A 19,178-nucleotide genomic window follows, 5' to 3' on the forward strand; every position below is an offset into this window, starting at 1 on the left:
TCGCGCGGGGCCATTCGCGGCTCGGGGCGCGGGGCCGGACGCATCTGCGGCATCTCGCGCGGTGCCGGGCGCATTTCCGGCGTCGGGCGGGGGCGCGGCGCATAAGCCGGCTCCTCGCGCGGCGGCGGCCGGCGGTACTCCGGCGCCGGGCGCGGCGTTTGGCCGACATCCGGGCGCGGCGACGGTGCCGTCCAGCGCGGCTCGCCGCGGATCGGCTGCGGACGACCCACGTCGCCACCTTCCGGCCCCTTGCGCGACGACTCGCGGAAATCCGGGCGCGGCAACGGGCGTGCTTCGCCTTCTTCGCGCGCAGCCGGCGGCGGATTGCCACCCGGGCGGCCAGGACGCCCCTCGGGCTCGAGGATGGCCGGTCGGCCCACCGGGCCACCCGGATAGCCGGGGCGCGGCATCGGCGTCGGTCGCACGGTGCCCGGGTCGTCGCCTACGGACGAACCCGGCGGCGGACCGGGAGGCGGACCCGGCGGCGCCACGGGACGACCCCCGTGGCCGGGACGCGGGCGCGGCGGGTGCGGGCGGTAGTAATACGGGTCGTACCAGGGCGACCAGTAGCCGCCGTAGCCCGACCAGCTGCCGATGCTCCAGTGGCTGCCGAAGCCGATGCTCCAGCCTGAGTAGGACGGCGCGTAGTAGTAGTGCGGCCGGTAGTAGCGGCTCCAGAACGGCGAACAGCCGTACCCGCCAATGCAGTGATAGCGGTCGATGCCCCACGATGAATAGACGTAGGGATCGTCGTAGTAGTAGTCCGGCGCCTCGTAGTAGTCGCCATAGCCGTCGTCGGCCGGGTAGTAGTAGCCGCCGTCCTGGTAGTAGCGGTCGCGCTCGGAGTAGTACTCGCCGTAGCTGACGCAACCGGTGAGTCCGAACCCGAGCAGCAGGGCGAGCAAAAGGTTGCGACGCGTCATGTGGCGTTCCCCCCGGAAGTCGGGCCAGTCTCGGCGCGGGGCGGTGAATCCGTGCTTAACCCTGCCGGCCACCGGGCGCGTGCTACTGTTCGCCGCCTTCACGCCCGCGGGATCGATCGACATGTCGTTGCACCAGGCTTCGGGACGATGGCGCTTGGGCCTGCTGCTGGCGCTGGTGACGGCCGCCTGCTGGGCCACCCTGCCGGTGGCGTTGAAGGTCACGCTGGAGCAGGTCGATCCCTACACCCTCACCTGGTTCCGCTTCCTGCTGGCCGCGGGGCTGATGTTCGCGTGGCTGGCGTCCCGGCGTGGGCTGGGCGGCTTCGCCACGCTCGACCGCAAGCGCTGGGGGATGCTGCTGGCGGCGGCCCTGCTGCTGATCGGCAACTACGTCTTCTACCTGCTGGGCGTGCAGCAGACCTCGCCCGCCAACGCGCAGCTACTGATCCAGCTGGCGCCGCTGCTGATGGCGCTGGGCGGCATCTTCGTGTTCCGCGAACGCTTCAACGGCTGGCAGTGGCTGGGCCTGGCGACGATTGTCGGCGGGCTAGGGCTGTTCTTCCGCGACCAGCTCGACGGCGGCGGCGCCGGCTACCTGGCCGGTTCGGCGCTGGTGGTGCTGGCCGCGGTGGTCTGGGCCGGCTACGCACTGCTGCAGAAGCAGCTGCTGCTGCGGCTGTCGTCGCCGGCGATGCTGCTCTTCATCTACGTCGTGGCCAGCCTGGTGCTGCTGCCGCTGGCGCGACCTGCCACGTTGCTCCAGCTCGACGGCCTGCATTGGGCGCTGCTGCTGTATTGCGCGCTGAACACGCTGGTGGCCTACGGCGCGTTCGCCGAAGCGCTGGCGCACTGGGAGGCTTCGCGCGTGTCGGCCATCCTCGCCACCACGCCCCTGCTCTGCCTGGGCGCGGTGGCGGCGACGCAGGCGATCTGGCCCGGCAGCCTCGCGCCGGAACAGGTCGGCATCGCCGGTTACGCCGGCGCCGTTCTGGTGGTCGTCGGTTCGGCGCTGGCCAGCCTGATGGGCCAGCGGCCCGGGCGCTGAGGCCCGGGCCGTCGCGCGTCAGCGGCCAGGGATCCGGCAGCAGCGGGCGTAGCCCATGACCTCGGTGGTCAGGGACTCGTTGTAGTACGAGCAGAAGTGGTTGTTGGTCCCTGCTTCGGTCTTGAACGACACCAGGCGGGTCGCGTAGCTGTTCGAGGTGCAGCCACCGCCGGTGATCGTGTAGCCGGCCGGGCATGAAGGCGTGTAGAAGTTCGCGCCGGCGTTCTGCTGGATCACCTGGGTGATCGTGGTGTCCACGCACTGGACCGGCGTGGCCACCGGCGGCGCGAAGTAACCCACGATATCGCCCACCAGGTGGGTCTGCGCGAAGCTGTAGACATTCATCTCGGCCGTCGCGACGCCGAGATCGAGCTTCACGATCACCTCGTTGCCGACGATGTCGCCGGCCGAATAGTTGAGGCTGGACGCGAGCGGCTGGGGCGCATTGAGCGGATAGGCCGTGATGAAGCCGGCCGCGCTCGGGTTGACCACGGTGAAATTGATCACCGCCGCTGCGAACGAGCCGCCCGCCGCCAGGCCGCAGTTGGAGGCCTCGCCGCCCTGGGAGGCGTAGCTGCCGGCGACGCTGACGTCGAAACTGCGGGTGCTGTTGGCCGCGATCGGCCCGCCCGCCACCCGCGTGTCGATCAGTCGGCACGGCGTCACCGGCACGAACACCAGGTCCTGCGCCGCGTCGCCCAGCGCGCGCGTTCCGTCGCGCGGCGGGAGGCCAAGCAACTGCGTGTTCATTTCCTGGAACGTGGTCGCTGCGGCGGCCGCGCGCAGCTCCTCCAGCGACGCCTCGGCGAAGACCGGGGCCATCTCGACCGACCAGTCCGCGACGCCGATCGGGTAGGTGTCCCGGATATGGTCGGACCACCGGTCCACGATCTTGCGCGCGAGGTCCTCGCGCGACGGGCCGTCGGCGGCCCACGTACCGGTGGAAGGTGCCAGGACCAAGGCCAGGGTGGCCGCCAGGGTCATCGACTTGAGCTTCATGCGCTTGCCTCGAAAAGGTGGGGACTGGGCCGGCACAGGCGCCAGGGCCTGTGTCGGTTCCCATCCTTACGAAGCGGGGGCGCGAACCGTGCCGCGCCGGGCAAAGTCCGGCCATGCGGCTGCCTTCGGGGCCCACGCCCCGGGCGCGGAGGCCCGGGGCGGCGTATCCAGGGTCGGGGCTCGCGCCCCGTCCGCTCAGGGGAAACGGACCCGGCAACAGGTGCGGCTGGCGCGCAGCTGGGCCGTGCCGGAGCTGTTGTTCTGTGCCGAGCAGGTGCCGGCGGTGAAGTAGACGAAGGGCATTTCCCAGGTGCTGGACTGGCAATTGGTGGCGGTCTGGGTGTACCCGGCGGCGCAGGCCGGCGCATTGGCGTTGGAGGTGGCGCCCGCGTTGACGGTGTTGATCGTCTGCGCCGTCTCGACGCATTCGAACAACGCAGCGGCGGGATTCTTGTAGTAGCCGACGATATCAGCCACCAGGTGCGTCTGGGCGAAGGAGTACACGCTCATTTCATTCGCGGACGCACCCTGGTCGAGCTGCACGACCGACAGGTTGCCGACGATGCTGCCGGCGGTGTAGTTCAGGGTGGACGCCAGCGGCTGGGTGCCGAGGTACGGGAACGCGGTGATGTAGCCGGCCGCCGACGGCGTGACGACCGTGAAGTTGATGACCGCCGCGGCGAACGAGCCGGCCGCGCCAGCGCCGTTACAGTTGCTGGCGGAGCCGCCCTGGAAGCTGTAGTCACTGACCGCCGTCACGTCGAAGCTGCGGACGGTGTTGGCGGCGATCGGGCCGCCGGCGACGCGCGTGTCGAGCAGGCGGCAGGGGGCGATCGGCACGTACACGAGGTCGGTGTTCGGATCGCCGAACGCCTGGGTCGAGTCCCCGGCGCCGGCCTTGCCGAGGAGGGCGTTGTTCATGTCGTCGAAGTTCTTGGACGCCGCGGCCTTGCGCAGGTCATCCAGCGACACGACGTCGAGCAGCGGCGCCATTTCTTGCGACCACTGCCCGCCGGGCTGCTTGTGCGCCTCTTCCACGTGGCCACTCCAGCGGTCGAGCAGCTGGCGGCTCAGCGCGGCGCGGTCTTCGGCTTCGCCGGCCATCGCGGCCGACGCCGCCAGTGTCCCGGCAAGCGCCAGGACCAGTGCGGAGCGATTGAAATTCATGGTGGGTCTCCCAGGGGTGCGAGTGGCCCGCCGGCCCATGGCCAACGGATCCAATCCTAGGAACGTGAAAAATTCTTCACACCAGCCAATTATTTGCTGCAAGTTCGCTGGCCGGTCCTGGGCACGACCCACGTTGCGACGCTGCCTCCACGGCGGCGGAGACGCCCCGCGGACGCCACTCAGTCCGCGCGCAGGCGCGCCAGCAGGTCGCTGCAGTCGGGTGAATGCAGCTGGCCCTCGAGTGCGGCCAAGGTGGCCTGCGCCACGGTGCGCAGCGGCGGGTGCAGGCGGCGCCAACCCTCGAATCCGCCCAGAAGCCGGGCCGCGACCTGCGGGTTGGTGGCGTCCAGCCCGGGCAATTGGCGCGCCACCAGTCGGAAGCCCTCGCCGTCGGCGCGGTGGAACGCGCGCGGATTGCCGCGCTGGAAGTTTCCCAGCACCGCGCGCACACGGTTGGGGTTGGCGGGCTTCCACCACTCCGAGACCAGCAGCCTCGCGACGTCGTCGATGGCCGACGCGCGCGGGCGGGTGGCCACCCAGCCGATCCACTTGTCGGTCACCAGCGGATCGTGGGCGAACTGCGCGCGGAACGCGGCCAGCGCGACCGCGGCGCCCGGCGCTTCGAAGTGCAGCAGGCAGCGCAGCGCAGCGCCGCGCTCGGTCATGCCACGGGCGGTGTCGAACTGCCGCTGCGCCAGCGTCGCCGCCGGATCGTGGCGGGTCAACCAGGCCAGGCAGGCGTTGCGCAGCGCGCGCGCCGCCATCGCCGCGCCGTCGAGGCCCTGCCCCGCGGCGTCGGCCAGTGCGTCGTAACGCGCCCGCAGCGGCGCGGACAGCGCGCGCGACAGCCGGTCCAGCAGCGCGTCGCGGGCATCGAGCAAGGCGTCCGGATCGACTTCGTCAATCGCATCGGCCAGGGTGTCGAAGTCCGGCAGCACCAGGCATTCGGCGACGAAGGCGGGATCGGCGGCGGGGTCCCGAAGCAGGTCGTCCAGCGCCGCTTCCAGCGCCTCGGCCGCGAGCGTGTCGCGCTGCAGGATCGCCCGCGTCGCCAGCCGCTGCAGGCCATCCCAGCGGTACACCTCGTCGCGCTCGACGCGCACGCTGCGCGCCAGGTCGGCCGGCGATTGTTCGAACGCGATCTTCACCGGCGCGGCGAAGCCCTGGTTGAAGGTGGCCAGCGGCTTGCCGGCCAGGCCGCGCCAGCGCAGCACGTGGCGCGCGGCGACCAATTCGACCATGCCGCCGTTGAGCGCCGCGTCGGTGTCGGGCGCCGCGGTGATGGCGGCACCGTCATCGGCGTACAGCGCCAGCCGCAGCGGCACCAGCATCGGCTGCTTCACCGGCTGGCCCGGCGTCGGCGGCAGGTGCTGGTCTACGGTCAACGTGTAGTCGCCGGTGGCGGCGTCGAAATGTTCGCTGACCGCCAGCTCGGGCGTGCCCGCCTGCGAGTACCACAGTGCGAATTGCGACAGGTCGCGTCCGCTGGCGGCCGCATGCGCGGCCAGGAAATCCTCGATGGTCGCCGCCCGCCCGTCGTTGTCGGCGAAGTAGCGGTCCATGCCGGCGCGGAACACCGCTTCGCCCAGCAGCGTGTGCAGCAGCCGGATGACCTCGGCGCCCTTCTCGTAGATGGTCAGCGTGTAGAAGTTGCTGATCTCGCGGTAGCGATCGGGCCGCACCGGGTGCGCCAGCGCGCCCGAGTCCTCGGCGAACTGCCGGCCGCGCAGCACGCGCACCGCTTCGATGCGCTTGATGGCGCGCGAATGCAGGTCGGCGCTGAACTCGCTGTCGCGGAACACCGTCAGGCCTTCCTTCAGCGACAGCTGGAACCAGTCGCGCAGCGTGACGCGGTTGCCGGACCAGTTGTGCAGGTACTCGTGCGCCACCACCGACTCGATCGCCAGGAAGTCGGCGTCGGTCGCCGTGGCCTCGTCGGCGAGGATGTAGCGGGCGTTGAAGATGTTCAGGCCCTTGTTCTCCATCGCGCCCATGGTGAAGTCCTGGGCGGCGACCACGTTGAACACGTCCAGGTCGTAGCCGCGCCCGAAGCGGCGCTCGTCCCAGCGCAGGCTGCGCTCGACCGCGCCCAGCGCGTACTCGCAGCGGGCAACGTCGGCGGGCTCGGCCCAGACGTTGAGCTCGACCTCGCGGCCCTCGGCGGTGCGCACCGAATGGGTGACGCGGTCGAGGTCGCCGGCGGCGATGGCGAACAGGTAGCAGGGCGTCGGGTGCGGATTCTCCCAGGTCGACTCGTGGCGGCCGTCGTCGAGCTCGCGGCGCGCGACCGGGTTGCCGTTGGCCAGCAGTACCGGGAAGCGCTCGCGCGCGGCGCGCAGCGTGATGCGCCAGCGCGGCATCACGTCGGGGCGATCGGCGAAGAAGGTGATGCGCCGGAAGCCTTCGGCCTCGCACTGGGTCAGCAGCAGCCGGCCGCTCTGGTACAGCCCCTCGAGCCGGGTGTTGCCGGCCGGGTGCACGCGCACGCGGGTCTCGAGCTCGCAGGCGCCCGCCAGTCCGTCGATGCGCAGCGTGGCGCCGTCGTAGGTGTAGCGCTCGGCGGGCAGCGGCCGGCCATCCAGGGCGATCGACAGCAGGGCGAGTTCTTCGCCGTCGAGCACCAGCGGCTGGCCGGGCTGGCCGGGATCCGGTTCCAGCGCCAGCCGGGCGTGCACCTCGGTGGCGTCGGGGTCGAGGTCGAAGGCGAGGTCGGCGTGGCGGATGCGCCAGGCGGGCGGGACGTAGTCGGCCAGGTGGACGTGGCCGTCGTCGCGGGGGAGGCTCATTCTGTGCGTTTTTCCGGGGCGACACGTGTGCGGTTTGCTAGGCTAGCACGCGCCTTTCGACGGACCGACCATGACTTCCGACCTACCGGGATACGACGACGTCCTCGCCGCCGCCGCGCGCATCGCGCCGCATGCCCACCGCACGCCGGTGCTGCGCTCGCGCTCGCTGGATGCGCTGGCCGGCGCCGAGCTGCATTTCAAATGCGAGAACTTCCAGCGCAGCGGCGCCTTCAAGTTCCGCGGCGCCTGCAACGCGGTGTGGTCGCTCGACGACGCCATCGCCCCCCGCGGCGTGGTCACGCATTCCTCCGGCAACCACGGCGCGGCCCTTGCGCTGGCGGCGCGCAGCCGCGGCATCCCGGCCCACGTGGTGGTGCCCGAGGGCGCGGTGCGGAGCAAGCTGGCCGCGATCGAGGCCTACGGCGCCGTGCTGCACCGCTGCGCCCCGACCATCGCCGCGCGCGAAGCGGCCGCCGCGCGCGTACAGGAAGAGACCGGCGCGACGTTGGTGCATCCTTACACCGACCCGCGCGTCATCGCCGGCCAGGGCACCGCGGCGCTCGAGCTGCTGGCCGAAGCCGGCCCGCTGGACGCGCTGCTGGCCCCGCTCGGCGGCGGCGGCCTGGCCTGCGGCACCCTGCTGGCCGCGCGCGGCACGCCCGTGTTCGGCGCCGAGCCGGCCGGAGCCGCCGAGACCTTCGAATCCCTTCGCCAGCACCGCCACGTCACCGACTTCACGCCCGACACCGTCTGCGACGGCCTGCGCGGCACGGTCGGCGCCATCAACCTCGCCATCATGCGCCGCGACCGCCTGCAGGCCCTGGTCGTGACCGACGCCGAGACCGTGGCCGCCATGCGCCTGGCCTGGGAGCGGCTCAAGATCATCATCGAGCCCTCCTGCGCCACCGTGCTGGCGGCCGTGCTGCGCTACCCCGAACCCTTCGCCGGCCGCCGGATCGGGCTTATCCTGTCCGGAGGCAACGTGGACCTGGCCGCTCTCCCCTGGTGATCCCCCCGAGGCAAGACATGATCGTCGACGGCAACCGCGCGGCCGACCGCGCCATCGAACTGGTGCTGGCCTACTATGCGGCCTTCAACCGCGGCGACTGGGAGGGGATGCTGGCGCGCCTGGACCCCGACGTGGCGCACGACATCAACCAGGGCGGGCGCGAGACCGGCAAGGTCGCCTTCGCCGCCTTCCTGGCGCGCATGAACCGCTGCTATCGCGAACAACTGCGCGACATCGTGGTGATGGCCAACCAGGAAGGCACCCGCGTCGCCGCCGAGTACGTGGTGCACGGCGAGTACCTGGCCCAGGACACCGGGCTGCCGCCCGCGCACGGCCAGAAGTACGCACTGCCCGGCGGCGCCTTCTTCGACGTCGAGGACGGCGCGATCACCCGCATCACCAACTACTACAACCTCGAGGACTGGATCGCCCAGGTCTCGGCAGGCGCATGAACACTCCCGGAGCAGGCATGGACACCGAACGCAGCGAATGGACCGGCACGCCCTCGCAGTGGCAGAACGCCGGCTGGTTCCTGGCCTGCCTGTTGCTCATCCCGATCCCGTGGGCGCTGTGGCGCTGGCTGGTGGTCCGCAACACGGTCTACACGTTGACCGACCAGCGCCTGTCCATCCGCCGTGGCGTCTTCAACCGCACCACCGAGGACCTGGAGCTGTACCGCGTGCGCGACACCCGGCTCGAGCAGACCTTCTTCGAGCGCCTGTTCGGCCTGGGCGAAGTGGTGCTGTTCACCACCGACGCCTCCACGCCGGAGATCCACCTGCCCTGGCTGAAGGACGCCGAGTCCCTGCGCGAACGGATCCGCCGCCTGTCGGAAGCGCGCCGCGACGCCAAGCGCGTGCGCACCTTCGAGTCGGGCGGCGGCGGCCACGCCGACCTGGGCGGGCACGACGCGCTGGACTGAAGCCGGATTGCGGCGCGCTGCGCCGCCCTATCGTCCAGCCCTTGGATCCAGGACTGCGGCCACGCTCGCCGCTTCAATTCATCGTCCGGAACGGCGCCCCGGCAGGCTACGGATCTCGCCGCGACCGGACCAGCCGCGCCACGCGGCCAGGGCCGCGATGCCCGAGGCCAGCACCAGCATCGCCCACTCCCGGTGCACCAGGTGGGTAGCGATGGCGCCGAGCATCAGCCCCGCCAGGCACAGCGCCGCCAGCGCGGACACCCGCCGCACCAGCAGCCCGATCGCGCCGGCAACTTCCAGCACGCCCGTCAGGTACATGAAGTAAGGCGGATAGCCCCACCGCGCGAAGGCCTCGACCTCGAACGGAAGCGACAGCAGCTTGGCGATGCCGGAAGCGGCGAAAACCAACGCTAGCGTGTAAACGGCGATTCTTGTCTTCATGGTGGTTGGCTGGCTATCAGGGCTCGCTGCTGTCGAGCACTTCGATCAGCTGCCAGCGCCGCGCGCTGCCGTCGGCCGGCGGGTTGGCCACGGTGGTCTCGCGAATGCGCAGCACGTACTCGACGCCCATCTTCCAGTCGAAGCCCTCGATGTCGCCGTAGTGCAGCTCCCAGGGCGCGCCCGGCTGGGTGCGCACCTGCAGGCACAGCTGCTGCGCCACGCCCGTGCACGGCGCGCGCTGGCCGGCGATCTGGACGATGCGCTCGCGCGGCGCGTTGGCGACCGGCGGGCGGCTGTCGAAGCGCCACGTGGCGCCGTCGGCGGCGCGCAGCTGCAGGAAGGGGCCGTCGAAGCCGAGCGTCAACGGTGCCGCCATCGCCTGCATCAGGGCGGTTTCGCGGCCCATGATTTCCGGCGGGCACATGCGGCGAGTGCTGGCGATGGCCCCGCCTTCGCCGCCCAGGCGCAGCTGCATGCCGTCGCGCGACCAGCCGCCGGTGTGGCTGTTGCAGGGGCCGCCCAGCGAGAACCGATCGGCCTCGAAGCGCAGCGTGGCGACGCCGGGGCCGACGTCGGGCAGCGTGGCCTCGCCGGGCGCAGCCACCAGGCGCCACTCGGTGCCCTCGAGCACGGCGGCGTCATCGGTGGACGCGATCTCGGTGCGCGTGGAGGCGCAGCCGGCCAGGCTCGCGGCCAGCGCGAGGACCAGCAGGCGTTGCGTGGAAGTGCGGTTCATGGCGACTCCGGGTCGGGGGGACCCGGGCAGTCTAGCGCCGCCGCACCGGTATGCGGTCGGCCGGGAAGCTGGCCAGGTCGGCGCCGCCGTCGCGACGCGGCGCGCCCGGCGCCGGTCCCCAGGCCTGGGCGGTGATTACCTCCCAAGTGCTGGGCAGCACGCCGTCGCGGCGCAGGGCTTCGTAGTGCGCGGTGACGCGCTGGAGCCGGCCGCGCCCGCCGAGCCCGCGCGGGCGGTCGTGCCGGGCGTCGCCGGCGCCGATCGCGCGCAGCTCGTGCATCAGGCTGCGCAGGTCCGGGTAGGTCAGCGTGTACTCGTCGCGCTCGAGCACCGGATCCTTGAATCCGGCGGCCAGCATCGCATCGCCCACCTGCTGGATTTGCGCGAACGGCGACAGCGGCGGCACTTCGCCGCAAGCGAGATACGCATCGCGAAGCTCCGACAGCGTGGCCGGGCCGAAAGTGGAGAGCAGCAGCAAGCCGCCCGGGCGCAGCACGCGACGGAACTCCGACAGGGTGGCGGGCAGGTCGTCCACCCACTGCAGGCACAGGCTGGAGAAAATGACGTCGGCGCACTGGTCGGCCAGCGGCAGCTGCGACACGTCGGCGTTCACCCGCCGCACCGGCCGCCAGAAGCGGGTGTGGCGCGGCACTTCGCGCAGCATCGGCAGGGCGGCGTCGAGCGCGATCACCTCCGCCTTCGGCCAGCGCTTCTTCATGGCGCCGGCGGCCCGGCCCGGGCCGCAGCCCAGGTCGAGGATGCGCCCGGGCTGGCGGTCGTCGAGGTAGTCGAGCTGCTCGAGCAGGCGCGCCTCGGCCTCGCGCTGCAGCGCGGCCACCGCGGCGTAGTTCGGCGCCGCGCGGCCGAAGGCGCGGCGCAGGTGGCGGCGGTCGAACAGGCCGGTCACGGCGGGCACTCCGCAGCGAACGCCACCAGCGCATCCGCCACTTCGCCGGCGTGCGTCAGGAAGGGCGCGTGGCCGCCGCTTTCCACCTGCACAAAGCGACCCTGCGGCGCCGTCTCCGACGCAGCGCGCATCGCCGCGGGCGACACCAACCGGTCGCGCCGGCCCGCAAGCCAGAGGCTCGGCATCGCCAGCGAAGGCAGCGCGGCGCGCAGGTCGCTGTCCTCCAGCAGGCCCAGCCCGTCGCAAAGCACGTCGGCGGACGGCTCGCCATGCGCGAAGACTTCCCCGCGCAGCAGCTTCAGTTCTTCGCGCACGTGGTCCGAGCCCTGCGCCTCGAGCATCAGGAAACGATCGAGCGTGCCGCGGTAGTCGCGGCCCAGCTCGCTGGCGAAAGTGCGGAACACGGCGGCATCCATGCCCGCCGTCCAGTCGTCGGCGCGCACGAAGCGCGGGCTGGCGGCCAGCATCACCAGGCCGCGTACCGCCTGCGGCCGCGTCGCCGCCTGCTGCAGCGCTACCAGCCCGCCCAGCGACCAGCCCAGCCACACCGCGCGCGCCGGCACCACCGCCGCCACCGCGTCGGCGGCGTCAGCGAGGCGCAGCGGCAGCCCGGCACCGGCGCTGCGGCCGTGGCCCGGCAGGTCGACCAGGTGCAGGGTGAAATGCGGTTCCAGCCGCGCCACCAGCGGCCCGAAGATGCCGGCGTGCATGGCCCAGCCATGCAGCAGCACCAGGTCCGGGCCCTGGCCGCGCACGTCGTGGAACAGGGTCATGCCGGGAGCGGGGATTTGCGGGTGCCGAGCGCTTCGGCCAGGGCGGCCAGCAGGCCGTCCACGTCGCGCTCGTTGTGTTCGCAGCTCAGCGTGATGCGCAGGCGCGCCTGCTGCTCCGGCACCGTTGGCGGCCGGATGGCGGTGACGAGATAGCCGGCCTGCTCCAGCGCGGCCGACACCGACAGCGCACGCGCATTGTCGCCCAGCACGATGGGCTGGATCGGCGTGAACGATTCCTGCAGCAGCAGCCCCAGCGCCGAGGCGCCGCGGCGGAAACGCGCCACCAGCGAAGCGAGCTTGGCGCGGCGCCAGGACTGGGTGCGAATGAGCTTGAGGCTCGCGCGCATGGCCGCGGCCATCGCCGGCGCCGGCGCGGTGGAATACAGGTAAGGCCGCGCGGTCTCGGCGACGTGGCCGACCACGGCGTGGCTGCCCAGCAGCATTGCACCCTGGCCACCGAAGGCCTTGCCCAGCGGCACCAGCAGCAGCGGCACTTCGCGCGCGCCCAGGCCCGCGACCGCGAGGCTGCCGCGGCCCTCCGGGCCCAGCACGCCGATGCCGTGCGCGTCGTCCACGTAAAGCAGCGCGTCTTGCGCGCGCGCCACCAGCGCCAGGTCGGCCAGCGGCGCCTGGTCGCCGTCCATGCTGAAGACGCCGTCGGTGGCGAGGATGGCCACGCCGTCGCGGCGGGTCATCAGCTGGCGCATCGCGGCCTCCACGTCGGCGTGCGGATAGCGCTTGAGCTCGCAGCGCGACAGGCGCGCGCCGTCGATCAGGCAGGCGTGGTTGAGCTTGTCCTGCACGCACAGGTCGCCCTCGCCCAGCAGCGACTGCAGCACGGCGAGGTTGGCCTGGTAGCCGCTGCCGAAATACAGGCCGCGCTCGTAACCCAGCCACCTCGCCATCTCGCGTTCGAACGCGGCGTGCTCGGCGTGGTGGCCGCTGACGCCGGCCGAGCCGGTGCTGCCGACGCCGTGCCAGGCGGCGGCTTCCTGCAGCGCCGCCACCACGTCCAGGTGCTGGCTCAGGCCCAGGTAATCGTTGCCGCAGAAGCTGGTGAGCTGGCGGCCATCCACCAGCACCTGCATGCCTTCGCGCGCCTCGACCTCGCGCCGGGTGCGCACGGCCTGCGCCGCCTCGCGCGCGGCGCGGGCGGTGGCGAGGCGATCGGCGAGGCGCTGGCGGGGCATGTCAGGCGGCGCAGGACGTGGCGGCCGGCGCGACGATGTCGGCGTGCACGGTGTTCGATTCCTGCACGACCTCCATCGGGCGCAGGCCCAGGCGGTCGAACAGGGCGCGGTCGGCTTCGACGTCCGGGTTGCCGGTGGTCAGCAGCTTCTCGCCGTAGAAGATCGAATTGGCGCCGGCCAGGAAGCACAGCGCCTGCAGCTCGTCGCTCATCTCGGCACGGCCAGCCGACAGCCGCACCATCGAGGCCGGCATCACGATGCGGGCCACGGCGATGGTGCGGACGAACTCGAACGGATCCAGCAGCGCGGTGCCCTTGAGCGGCGTGCCTTCGACCTGCACCAGCCGGTTGATCGGCACCGAATCCGGGTGCGCCGGCAGGTTGGCCAGGGCCTGCAGCAGGCCGGCGCGCTGCGCGCGCGACTCGCCCATGCCGACGATGCCGCCGCAGCAGGTCTTCATGCCGACGTCGCGGACGTGGCCCAGCGTGTCCAGGCGATCCTGGTATTCGCGGGTCTTGATCACGTCGCCATAGAAGTCGGGCGCGGTGTCGAGGTTGTGGTTGTAGTAGTCGAGGCCGGCGGCGCGCAGCGCCACGGCCTGATCGGCCTTGAGCATGCCCAGCGTGGCGCAGGTTTCCAGGCCCAGGGCCTTCACCTCGCGGATCATCTCGGCCACCTTCGGGATGTCGCGGTCCTTGGGGCTGCGCCAGGCGGCGCCCATGCAGAAGCGCGAGGCGCCGGCGGCCTTGGCGGCGCGGGCCTTCTCCAGCACCTCGTCGGTGCTCATCAGCTTGGTGGCGTCGACGCCGGTGTTGTAGCGCGCGGCCTGCGGGCAGTAGGCGCAGTCCTCGGGGCAGCCGCCGGTCTTGACCGACAGCAGGGTCGAGACCTGGACTTCGCTGGGGTCGAAGCGCTCGCGGTGCACGGCACCGGCGCGCTGCATCAGCACGGGGAAGGGGAGCTCGAACAGCGCGAGGACTTCTTCGCGCGTCCAGTCGTGGCGGATGACGGCAGACATGGCAAACCCCTGACGGCGCTGCATTAATGGAGTGCGGCAGTCTGGTGAGCATGCCCACCCCTGTCAACCAAACCACCCCGCTCCAGGTTGACGGCCACCCCCGACGGGCCGCCAACCCGACGCCGGAGGCTATCCCCGTCCGCGGCAGCGAATCCGTGAAGTGAAGCACATCACGGCATGACCTGGCCTGTCCGTTTTTCTCAGTGGCTGGGCCAGGCCCTGCTGCCCCCGCGCTGCCTGGTTTGCGAACTGCCCGGCGACGGCGGCCAGGACCTGTGCCGGGCCTGCCGCGCCGCCCTGCCCTGGAACCAGCCTGCCTGCCACGCCTGCGCACTCCCGCTGCCCGGCCCGGGGCCAGGTTCGGAGCCTGATCCCGGGTCGAGGGTGCGCCGCGGCGCCGTGCCGGCCGCATCGGGGCTCCGCTGCGGCCGCTGCCTGCGCCGCCCGCCGCCGCTGGACGCCACGGTGGCCGCGCTGGCCTATCGTTTCCCGCTTGACCGGCTGCTGCCCCGCTTCAAGTTCCATGGCGACCTGGCGGCCGGGCGCCTGCTGGGGCAACTGCTGGCCGACGCGCTCGCGGAAACCTCGCCCGGGGCGGAGGGACCGCAGGCCATCGTGCCGGTGCCGCTGCACCCGCGCCGCCTGCGCGAGCGTGGCTACGACCAGGCGCTGGAGCTGGCCCGCCCGCTTGGCCGGGCGCTGGGCCTTCCGGTCAGGGGCGGCGGACTGCGCCGGGTTCGCGCCACCCTTGCCCAGTCCACCCTCGGCGCGGCCGCCCGTCACGGCAATGTGCGGGGCGCTTTCGCCGCGGCCCCCGGGCCCTGGCCCGAGCGGGTGGCGCTGCTGGACGACGTGATGACGACCGGCGCCACGCTGGGCGAGTGCGCCCGGGCGCTGCGGCGTGCCGGGGTGCGCCGGGTGGACGCCTGGGTCGTCGCGCGCGCGCCCCGGCCCGGGACGGAAGGCTAGTCCTGGGTCGTCGCCTGCGCCGGGGCGGGCGGCGCCGGGCGCGGGCCGTGCGCCATTCAGCCCAGCGCGTAATGCGCCGCGATGCCCACGAACACCACCAGGCCCACCCACTGGTTGGCGAGGAAGGCGCGGAAGCAGCCGGCCCGGTCGCGGTCGCGCGCCATCCAGAACTGCATCGCCACCAGCACCAGCGCCACGCCCAGCGCCGCCTGGTAATGGATGCCGAAACCGGCGCGCGCGCCCACCAGCCACATCGCCCAGAAGAAGCCCGCGTAGATCACGCCCTGCGCGATCAGGTCGGCGTCGCCGAACAGGATGGCGGTGGACTTGGAACCGACCCGCAGGTCGTCCTCGCGGTCCACCATCGCGTACCAGGTGTCGTAGCCGGTGGTCCACAGCAGGTTGCCCAAGAACAGCAGCCAGGCGATCGGCGGCACGCTGCCCTGCACGGCCGCGAACGCCATCGGGATGCCCCAGCCAAAGGCGATGCCCAGGTAAACCTGCGGCAGGTAGGTGTAGCGCTTGAGCAGCGGGTAGGTCGCGGCCAGCAGCGCCGCGGCGACGCTCAGCGCCACCGTCAGCCAGTTCGTCAGCAGCACCAGCCCGAACGCGACCAGCATCATCACGGCGAACAGGACCAGCGCCTCGCGCGGCGACACCGCACCGGTGGCCAGCGGCCGGGCCCGGGTGCGCTCGACGTGCGGGTCGAGCCAGCGGTCGTTGTAGTCGTTGATCACGCAACCCGCCGACCGCGTCAGCCACACGCCGGCGGTGAAGATCGCCAGCGTGCCCAGCGGCGGCACGCCGTCGGCGGCCAGCCACAGCGCCCACCACGTTGGCCACAGCAGCAGCAGGATGCCGACCGGGCGATCGCCGCGCACCAGCTGCCAGTAAAGCGGCCAGCGCTCGCGCCAGGTCTTGGGCGCGCGGTCGGGAAGGGGCGGTGCGTGGCGTTCGTAGGGCATCGGCAAAGCCTAGCAGAGCGTCCAGGCCCACCCATGACCGACGGCACCCCGGCGGCCGCGGGCCTTGACCCGGCGGCGACGCGTCCCCAGTTTAAGCATCGTCATCCACCACCAAGGGAACAACGACCATGAGTGCAGGCCAGGGTTCCACCGGCAACGTCATCGCCGCCATCTGCAGCTTCTTCGTGCCGGGCCTGGGCCAGCTGGTCCAGGGTCGCTTCGGTTCGGCCGTGCTCTGGTTCCTGTTCGCGTGCGCGGCCTTCGCCATCACCTGGCTGATCACGCTGAGCCTGCTGCCGTTCGGCTGGTTCGTGGTCAGCATCCTGTCGTGCATCAACGCGGCGATGTACTCGCCGCCCGCGCGCTGACCCCGCTCAACCGGCCTGGGCACGCAGCCACGTGCCCAGTGCCGCCGGCGCCAGCGGCCGCGTGAACAGATAGCCCTGGGCCTGGTCGCAGCCCTGCTCGCGCAGCATCGCCAGGGTCGCCTCGGTCTCCACGCCTTCCGCCACCACTTCCATGCCCAGCGCATGGCCCAGGCTGACCACGGCCTGGGTCAGGCCGCGCAGCCGGGTGGCTTCGGCCATCTGCTGCACGAAGCTGCGGTCGATCTTCAGGTGCCGCACCGGGAAGCGGTGCAGGTAGGCCAGGTTGGAGAAGCCGGTGCCGAAGTCGTCCACCGCCAGGCAGATGCCGTTGGCGGAAAACAGGTCGAAGGCGCGGCGCAGCACGTCGGTGTCGCGCATCAGCGCCGATTCGGTCAACTCCAGCTCCAGCCGGTCGGTGGGCCAGTGGTTGCGGGCACAGATCTCGAGCACGTCGGTGGCGAACTGCGGGTCGCGCAGCTGCACCGCCGACACGTTCACCGCGATGCGGTCGAACACCAGCCCCTGCTCGTGCCACTCGCGCGCCTGCCGGCAGGCCTCGCCCAGCACCCAGCGGCCGATCGCCAGTATCTCGCCGCACTCCTCGGCGACAGGGATGAACTCCGCCGGCGAGCGGGAGTCGCCGGCGCGGGTGCGCCAGCGCAGCAGCGCCTCGATGCCGGCCACCCGCCCGTCGCGCAGCGACAGCGTGGGCTGGTAGACCAGCGACAGCTCGCGCCGCGCCAGCGCCTGCCGCAGCTCCTGCTCCAGCGTGACCCGGCGCTGCACCTTCTCGTAGAAGCTGTCGCTATAGAACTGGAAGGTGTTGCGGCCGGCATCCTTGGCCGCGTACATCGCCGTGTCGGCCGAGCGCAGCAGCGCCTCGAGGTCCGGGCTGCCCTCGTTGAGCAGGGCGATGCCGATGCTGCAGCCCACGTGCGCCTCGTGCTCGCCCAGCGACACCGGCTGGCTGAGCGCGGCGATGATCTTGCGCGCCACGAAGGCCGCGTCCTCGGGCCGCCCGACCTCGCGCAGCAGCACCAGGAATTCGTCGCCGCCCAGGCGCCCGACCAGGTCGCTGCCGCGCACGCACTGGCGCAGCCGGCCGGCCACTTCCTGCAGCAGGCGGTCGCCGGCTTCATGGCCCAGGCTGTCGTTGACGTTCTTGAAGCGGTCGAGGTCGAGAAACAGCAGCGCCAGCGGTGGCTCGCCGTTGCGCACCGAGGCGATGGCGTCCAGCGCCCGGCGGCGGAACAGGAAGCGGTTGGGCAAGCCGGTCAGCGTGTCGTAGTGCGCCAGCTGCTCGATCTGCTCGTTCGCCTCGTGTTCCTCCGTGATGTCCTGGGTGAGGCCGGTGATGTGGTGCGGCTTGCCGTCCACCTTCTCCATCCGCCCGGTGATGCGCAGCCAGATGCGGCGATCGTCGGGCGTGTAGTAGGTGACCTCCAGCGTCTCTTCCTCCGTCTCGCCGCCGAACATGCGGGCCATGGCCTCGCGCATGCGCTGCTGCGAGTGCTCGTCGTAGTTGGGCAGCGTGCCCTGCACGCTCACCGGCGTGCCGGGCTCGAGGCCGTGGATGCGGTAGTTCTCGTCGGTCCACTGCAGCTGGCCATCGGCCATGATCTCGAAGCCGCCGATGCGGCCCATCGCCGCGATGCGGTTGAGCAGGTCGCTGCGCCAGCGTGAATTGCGCTCGGCGACCACCTGCTCGGTGATGTCGTGGATCACGCCGACCAGGCGCAGCACGCGTCCGTCCGGGGCCCGCATGCCTTCGCCGCGGGCCTTGGTGAAGCGGCGCTCGCCGTCCGGGCGCACCATCACCAGCTCCATCTCGTAGGGCTCGCCGGTGGCGAGGGTGCGGCGCGAGGCTTCCTTCAGGCGCTCGTAGGATTCAGGCTCGTACAGGTGGCGCTGGCCGCGGAACGGCGGCGGCGACTGGTCGGCCGGCAGGCCGGCGATCACGAACAGTTCGTCCGACCACCAGATGGCGTCGCTGTCCGGATCCCAGCTCCAGCTGCCCAGGCGCGCCACGTGCTGGGCCTGGTTCATCAGCAGCTCGCGTTCGCGCAGCTGCTGTTCGATCAGCTTGTACTCGGTGATGTCGGTATGGGTGCCGATCACCCGCCGCGGCTTGCGGTCCAGGGTCCACTCGATCACCCGGCCACGGTCGAGGATCCAGCGCCAGCCACCGCTGGCGTCACGGGCGCGGTAGACCGACTGGTAGCCTTCGCGCTGGCCGTCCAGGTGCAAGTTGAGCGCATCGGCCACCCGCGGCTGGTCGTCGGGGTGGACCAGGTCGCGCCAACTACCAAGGTTGTCGGCCAGGTGGTCGGGCGGGTAGCCGAGCATGCCCAGGCAGCGCGCCGAGCGGTAGACGCGACCGGTGTCGGCGCTCCAGTCCCAGAGCCCGTCCTGGGCGTTTTCCAGCGCGAAACGCCAGCGGGCGCGGTTGGGCGACTCGGCGAGTTCAGGCTCCTCGGCCGGGTTGAACAGGCTGGCGGTGTAGCCCAGGATCCGGCCGTCCTCGTCCAGGGCTGCCTGCAGCACGCAGTCCAGCACCCGCTCGCCGTCGCGGTGGGAGTGGTGGACCTGGCGGCCCGGGTGGCGGGCAATCTGGGCGATGGCGTCGGCCAGCACCGGCCGCAACGCCTCCTCCAGCGCCGGCGTCAGCAGGTCGCGGGCGCGGTCGTTGCCGGTGACGTACTTCCCCGCCGCATCCAGCACCAGCAGGGCGCGACGCGAGGGGTGCAGCAGCAGGCTGTTGAGGAACGCGGAATCCACGAATGGCGGGCCCAGGACACGGTTGTCCCGACACTAACGCCCGCACGCCTGCGAGGGAACCGGCCGATCGCCGGGCCGTGAACCCCGCCACACTCGGCATGGCCGCCCCTTAGACCGGCGCGGCCATCGGTGCCATAATCCGCGCCCTAAGCGCCTGTAGCTCAGCCGGATAGAGTAGTGGC

At 71.8% G+C, this 19,178-nt stretch carries 17 protein-coding genes and 1 pseudogene; 6 read left to right on the forward strand and 12 right to left on the reverse strand.

What is annotated here, in order from left to right:
- Positions 1 to 923, reverse strand: a pseudogene (locus tag Q0C12_RS06990) (hypothetical protein); the annotation flags it as partial.
- Between the two features lie 121 nt (positions 924 to 1,044).
- On the opposite strand from Q0C12_RS06990, the gene Q0C12_RS06995 reads away from it, so the two are divergent.
- A complete protein-coding gene (locus Q0C12_RS06995) occupies positions 1,045 to 1,968 on the forward strand; it encodes a DMT family transporter (RefSeq protein WP_290888128.1) in 924 nt (307 codons plus the stop codon).
- Positions 1,969 to 1,986: 18 nt separating this feature from the next.
- Here Q0C12_RS06995 and Q0C12_RS07000 read toward each other — a convergent pair whose 3' ends face one another.
- The 3 genes from Q0C12_RS07000 to pepN form a co-directional block, all read right to left on the reverse strand.
- The gene (locus Q0C12_RS07000; protein WP_290888131.1) at positions 1,987 to 2,967 is read right to left on the reverse strand and encodes a hypothetical protein; all 981 of its coding nucleotides are present in this window, start codon (positions 2,965 to 2,967) and stop codon (positions 1,987 to 1,989) included.
- A gap of 195 nt (positions 2,968 to 3,162) precedes the next feature.
- The gene (locus Q0C12_RS07005; RefSeq protein ID WP_290888134.1) at positions 3,163 to 4,134 is read right to left on the reverse strand and encodes a hypothetical protein; all 972 of its coding nucleotides are present in this window, start codon (positions 4,132 to 4,134) and stop codon (positions 3,163 to 3,165) included.
- A 179-nt stretch (positions 4,135 to 4,313) separates the two neighbouring features.
- On the reverse strand, positions 4,314 to 6,920 hold the full coding sequence (gene pepN, locus Q0C12_RS07010) for an aminopeptidase N (RefSeq protein ID WP_290888137.1): 2,607 nt from the start codon (positions 6,918 to 6,920) through the stop codon (positions 4,314 to 4,316).
- A gap of 70 nt (positions 6,921 to 6,990) precedes the next feature.
- Between pepN and Q0C12_RS07015 the strand changes: the two genes are divergently transcribed.
- From Q0C12_RS07015 to Q0C12_RS07025, 3 genes are read left to right on the forward strand one after another with little or no spacing between them, the layout of a single operon-like run.
- Positions 6,991 to 7,929, forward strand: coding sequence for a pyridoxal-phosphate dependent enzyme (locus tag Q0C12_RS07015; RefSeq protein WP_290888140.1), 939 nt, complete (start codon positions 6,991 to 6,993; stop codon positions 7,927 to 7,929).
- 17 nt (positions 7,930 to 7,946) lie between these two features.
- Positions 7,947 to 8,381: a ketosteroid isomerase-related protein gene (locus Q0C12_RS07020; RefSeq protein ID WP_290888143.1), complete on the forward strand. Its 435-nt coding sequence runs from the start codon at positions 7,947 to 7,949 to the stop codon at positions 8,379 to 8,381.
- 17 nt (positions 8,382 to 8,398) lie between these two features.
- Complete coding sequence (locus Q0C12_RS07025; protein WP_290888145.1) at positions 8,399 to 8,851, forward strand: PH domain-containing protein; 453 nt, start codon at positions 8,399 to 8,401, stop codon at positions 8,849 to 8,851.
- Between the two features lie 78 nt (positions 8,852 to 8,929).
- On the opposite strand, the gene Q0C12_RS07030 is transcribed toward Q0C12_RS07025, so the two are convergent.
- Genes Q0C12_RS07030 through bioB form a run of 6 tightly spaced genes read right to left on the reverse strand, consistent with a single transcriptional unit; the run spans position 8,930 to position 13,916 of the window.
- Positions 8,930 to 9,292: a DoxX family protein gene (locus Q0C12_RS07030; RefSeq protein ID WP_290888147.1), complete on the reverse strand. Its 363-nt coding sequence runs from the start codon at positions 9,290 to 9,292 to the stop codon at positions 8,930 to 8,932.
- Positions 9,293 to 9,308: 16 nt separating this feature from the next.
- Entirely contained in the window at positions 9,309 to 10,028 is a 720-nt protein-coding gene (locus tag Q0C12_RS07035) for an META and DUF4377 domain-containing protein (RefSeq protein ID WP_290888149.1), read from the reverse strand.
- Positions 10,029 to 10,059: 31 nt separating this feature from the next.
- Positions 10,060 to 10,935 carry a malonyl-ACP O-methyltransferase BioC gene (gene bioC / locus Q0C12_RS07040; RefSeq protein WP_290888151.1) on the reverse strand — a complete coding sequence of 292 codons (876 nt, stop codon included), beginning with the start codon at positions 10,933 to 10,935 and terminating at the stop codon, positions 10,060 to 10,062.
- A complete protein-coding gene (bioH, locus tag Q0C12_RS07045; RefSeq protein ID WP_290888219.1) occupies positions 10,932 to 11,702 on the reverse strand; it encodes a pimeloyl-ACP methyl ester esterase BioH in 771 nt (256 codons plus the stop codon). Before bioH ends, bioC begins: the two co-directional genes overlap by 4 nt.
- A 2-nt stretch (positions 11,703 to 11,704) precedes the next feature.
- Positions 11,705 to 12,898 carry an 8-amino-7-oxononanoate synthase gene (gene bioF, locus Q0C12_RS07050; protein WP_290888154.1) on the reverse strand — a complete coding sequence of 398 codons (1,194 nt, stop codon included), beginning with the start codon at positions 12,896 to 12,898 and terminating at the stop codon, positions 11,705 to 11,707.
- Position 12,899: 1 nt separating this feature from the next.
- Positions 12,900 to 13,916 (reverse strand): biotin synthase BioB, encoded by a 1,017-nt coding sequence (gene bioB, locus Q0C12_RS07055; protein ID WP_290888157.1) that lies wholly within the window; start codon positions 13,914 to 13,916, stop codon positions 12,900 to 12,902.
- A 177-nt stretch (positions 13,917 to 14,093) separates the two neighbouring features.
- Between bioB and Q0C12_RS07060 the strand changes: the two genes are divergently transcribed.
- A complete protein-coding gene (locus Q0C12_RS07060; protein ID WP_290888158.1) occupies positions 14,094 to 14,885 on the forward strand; it encodes a ComF family protein in 792 nt (263 codons plus the stop codon).
- Positions 14,886 to 14,941: 56 nt separating this feature from the next.
- On the opposite strand, the gene ubiA is transcribed toward Q0C12_RS07060, so the two are convergent.
- Positions 14,942 to 15,850, reverse strand: coding sequence for a 4-hydroxybenzoate octaprenyltransferase (gene ubiA / locus Q0C12_RS07065; RefSeq protein WP_290888161.1), 909 nt, complete (start codon positions 15,848 to 15,850; stop codon positions 14,942 to 14,944).
- A 128-nt stretch (positions 15,851 to 15,978) separates the two neighbouring features.
- Between ubiA and Q0C12_RS07070 the strand changes: the two genes are divergently transcribed.
- Entirely contained in the window at positions 15,979 to 16,218 is a 240-nt protein-coding gene (locus Q0C12_RS07070) for a hypothetical protein (RefSeq protein ID WP_290888164.1), read from the forward strand.
- 6 nt (positions 16,219 to 16,224) lie between these two features.
- On the opposite strand, the gene Q0C12_RS07075 is transcribed toward Q0C12_RS07070, so the two are convergent.
- Positions 16,225 to 18,996, reverse strand: coding sequence for an EAL domain-containing protein (locus Q0C12_RS07075; protein WP_290888167.1), 2,772 nt, complete (start codon positions 18,994 to 18,996; stop codon positions 16,225 to 16,227).
- Between the last annotated feature and the right edge of the window lie 182 nt (positions 18,997 to 19,178).

The organism is Arenimonas sp., assembly GCF_022842045.1.
Classification (GTDB): Bacteria; Pseudomonadota; Gammaproteobacteria; order Xanthomonadales; family Xanthomonadaceae; genus Arenimonas.

What these genes read in the sequence shown, in the direction of transcription:
- Q0C12_RS06995 (WP_290888128.1), top strand. Translation starts at nt 1,045, where the DNA reads ATGTCGTTGCACCAGGCTTCGGGACGATGGCGCTTGGGCCTGCTGCTG.
- Q0C12_RS07000 (WP_290888131.1), bottom strand. Translation starts at nt 2,967, where the DNA reads ATGAAGCTCAAGTCGATGACCCTGGCGGCCACCCTGGCCTTGGTCCTG.
- Q0C12_RS07005 (WP_290888134.1), bottom strand. Translation starts at nt 4,134, where the DNA reads ATGAATTTCAATCGCTCCGCACTGGTCCTGGCGCTTGCCGGGACACTG.
- pepN (WP_290888137.1), bottom strand. Translation starts at nt 6,920, where the DNA reads ATGAGCCTCCCCCGCGACGACGGCCACGTCCACCTGGCCGACTACGTC.
- Q0C12_RS07015 (WP_290888140.1), top strand. Translation starts at nt 6,991, where the DNA reads ATGACTTCCGACCTACCGGGATACGACGACGTCCTCGCCGCCGCCGCG.
- Q0C12_RS07020 (WP_290888143.1), top strand. Translation starts at nt 7,947, where the DNA reads ATGATCGTCGACGGCAACCGCGCGGCCGACCGCGCCATCGAACTGGTG.
- Q0C12_RS07025 (WP_290888145.1), top strand. Translation starts at nt 8,399, where the DNA reads ATGGACACCGAACGCAGCGAATGGACCGGCACGCCCTCGCAGTGGCAG.
- Q0C12_RS07030 (WP_290888147.1), bottom strand. Translation starts at nt 9,292, where the DNA reads ATGAAGACAAGAATCGCCGTTTACACGCTAGCGTTGGTTTTCGCCGCT.
- Q0C12_RS07035 (WP_290888149.1), bottom strand. Translation starts at nt 10,028, where the DNA reads ATGAACCGCACTTCCACGCAACGCCTGCTGGTCCTCGCGCTGGCCGCG.
- bioF (WP_290888154.1), bottom strand. Translation starts at nt 12,898, where the DNA reads ATGCCCCGCCAGCGCCTCGCCGATCGCCTCGCCACCGCCCGCGCCGCG.
- bioB (WP_290888157.1), bottom strand. Translation starts at nt 13,916, where the DNA reads ATGTCTGCCGTCATCCGCCACGACTGGACGCGCGAAGAAGTCCTCGCG.
- Q0C12_RS07060 (WP_290888158.1), top strand. Translation starts at nt 14,094, where the DNA reads ATGACCTGGCCTGTCCGTTTTTCTCAGTGGCTGGGCCAGGCCCTGCTG.
- ubiA (WP_290888161.1), bottom strand. Translation starts at nt 15,850, where the DNA reads ATGCCCTACGAACGCCACGCACCGCCCCTTCCCGACCGCGCGCCCAAG.
- Q0C12_RS07070 (WP_290888164.1), top strand. Translation starts at nt 15,979, where the DNA reads ATGAGTGCAGGCCAGGGTTCCACCGGCAACGTCATCGCCGCCATCTGC.